A 2,636-nucleotide genomic window follows, 5' to 3' on the forward strand; every position below is an offset into this window, starting at 1 on the left:
CATTGATTCCACAGGTATATCGTTGCGATATCTATCGGCAGGCGGCAAAGGCGCTGCGCCTTCCCGTTCCCAATACGGATTTTGTCGACTGGGGAAATCACGCCCAATCCTGGCAGGTTCAGAGCGATGATGGGCATCCCATTATCATGGGACCCAACCTGATTTTTGATGGGAGCACCATCACCCGCTGAGCGGCGATGCACCATCATTGGGCCCCTTCTCGGGGAATATGCACCAGCCTTGTACATCCATCACCCGCAGAATGCCCAGCAAAATCCCCGTGCACGGCCTAAAAACAACGATTCAGAGTAACTTCGCAATCATGGCATGGAAAATGCTGTAGCTTGCTCAGCACTGTTCACCGATGAACAGCGTTTTGGGACGAAGGCGTTCCTGGCTCATACGGGCCGGGAACGCCTTTTTCTTTGGCTTTTATCCGCTTTAGAGGGACGCTCCATGAAAGAACTTTTAACCATGCTCCGAAGTGGAAACTGGCGCGCTTTGGTCGCCAGCATTCTCTATTTCGACACGGGCTTTACTGTCTGGTTGCTGTATGGCCCGCTGGCCCCCTACATGATTCACTCCTTGCATCTGAGCGATGCGAAACAAGGCTTTTTAGTCGCAGTACCGATCCTCTCTGCGGCAATTTTACGCGTGGGCATGGGCAACCTTTACCAAAGCATGAATGGTCGCTGGCTGGCGCTGGGTGGTGTCGCACTATCCGCTATTCCGCCCCTTTTTCTGCTGCTTTATCCGGGTGTACCCGGTTACTCACTGCTCATCGTGCTCGGTGTGCTACTGGGTGTTGGCGGAGCCAGTTTTGCGGTTGCCCTGCCCATGGCCGGAAGTAATTATCCTGCCAAAGTGCAGGGAACCGTATTGGGCATAGCTGCTGCTGGAAACATTGGAGCGGTACTGGATGGTTTTCTCTTTCCGCCCCTGGCCGCGAATTTTGGCTGGGCGCACGCGACCGCTGCCGCCCTGCCCATGCTGGCTCTGGCCGGTGTGAGCCTGTTTTTCTGGGGCAAGGATAGCGCCCCCAAAAGCGGTCGGGTAAAACCCGCATTACTGGGCTTTGTGGTAACTCTGGCAGGTTTGGCAGTTCTGGCTGTAGCAACACCCATGGGTTGGTTGGGATTGCAGGGTAAAGCCGCTCTATTGATGCTACCCGTATACGGCGTATTGCTGACAGGGATTTTTCTCCCGCAACGCTATCGACTGGCCCTCCGCGAACGCGATACCTGGGTGATTATTCTGATATACGCCATCACCTTCGGCGGCTTTGTCGGCATGTCTGCCTATGTCAGCCTGCTCATGGTTACTCTATACCATTTGCCCAAAGTGGACGCTGGCATGCTGATGGCACTGTTTGCTTTTACCGGAGCCATGTTGCGACCTTTGGGCGGTATGATTGCTGACCGGATCTCGGGTGCTGCTGCACTACGCTGGTTTTTAGGTGGTATCGCGCTGATGGATATGGTGTTTGCAACCTGGACCCCGCCTCTGGATCTGGCCATTGGCTTCTTACTGATTCTGTATGCCTGCTTCGGTCTGGGAAATGGTGCCACGTTTCAACTGGTTCCCCTGCGCTGGCCTGAAAAAACCGGCATCATGACCGGTATTATTGGTGCTGCAGGTGGAATAGGCGGCTTTTATCTGCCCGTTATTCTGGGCATCACCAAGCAGGAAACCGGCACCTATCACCTGGGCTTTGCCTTCTTCGCCGTACTGACGAGCATCGCACTGGGGCTGGTACTTGTCCTGCGCCAGCAGTGGTTAAGCTGGTCTCATCATGGAACGATGGCTGTAGCCATGGAGGAAACGCCCTCAGCTTTATCCGAAGCCAGCGCCGTTACTGACTGAGTTTTCACTAAAGTCCCCCATCACAACTTGCGGTTCTTCCAGATGCGTTTGCTGACGCATCGGGAGTTCTGCGCTCTTTATCAATGATTTCATGGCTAAATTTATTCTGGAGACCCAATCATGCCTTCTCTGAAAAAAACTGCTGCGTATCTCGCCGTTATGAACGCTCTACTAATCACTTTGGCAGGAACTTGGGCCAATGCAGACACTCTGAGCGATGCCATTACCCAGGGACAGGTTCATCTGGATTTTCGTCCTCGTTATGAATTCATGTCGCAGGCCGGGAAAAAAGATGCAAATGCCTTTACCGTACAGACGCTGCTGGGCATCAGCAGTAAACCCATTGCCGGTTTCAGTGCTGATCTGCAATTCATCAACGTAGCGGGCATCATCAACCAGTACAACAGCTTACGTAATGGCAAAACGGCGTATTCGGTTATTCCCGATCCGGATGAAAGCAACGTCAATCAGGCCTATCTGCAATATGCCGGCATTCCCGGATGGAAATTGCGTGCGGGTCGGCAGGTAATCAATCTGGATGATGAACGTTTTGTAGGTGCTGTGGGTTTCCGCCAGACCCCCCAGACTTTTGATTCCGTATCCATCTCCGGAAAACCGCTGAAGGATCTATCCATTTATCATGCCTTTAACGGTTGGGCAGAGGTATTTCTTACCACCCCCCAAAGGGGCTGCGTAGCCTTTACTTTACGGCTACTGGAAAAATCATGAAAACCCAACTGATGGCTACCTATTACGATTTTCAGGCTGATCAT

2 protein-coding genes and 1 pseudogene are annotated in these 2,636 nt (G+C 52.8%); all 3 read left to right on the forward strand.

The window, feature by feature from the left end; genetic code table 11:
- Positions 1-191, forward strand: a pseudogene (locus AC2VLY_RS09280) (CmpA/NrtA family ABC transporter substrate-binding protein); the annotation flags it as partial.
- Between the two features lie 265 nt (positions 192-456).
- Positions 457-1,863, forward strand: coding sequence for an MFS transporter (locus AC2VLY_RS09285; RefSeq protein ID WP_486922148.1), 1,407 nt, complete (start codon positions 457-459; stop codon positions 1,861-1,863).
- Between the two features lie 120 nt (positions 1,864-1,983).
- A complete protein-coding gene (locus tag AC2VLY_RS09290; RefSeq protein WP_486922149.1) occupies positions 1,984-2,592 on the forward strand; it encodes an alginate export family protein in 609 nt (202 codons plus the stop codon).
- Positions 2,593-2,636 lie beyond the last annotated feature (44 nt).

It is taken from the genome of Acidithiobacillus sp. TH-A36, from assembly GCF_057473445.1.

Coding starts and splice junctions, on each gene's coding strand:
- AC2VLY_RS09285 (WP_486922148.1), top strand. CDS start 457: ATGAAAGAACTTTTAACCATGCTCCGAAGTGGAAACTGGCGCGCTTTG.
- AC2VLY_RS09290 (WP_486922149.1), top strand. CDS start 1,984: ATGCCTTCTCTGAAAAAAACTGCTGCGTATCTCGCCGTTATGAACGCT.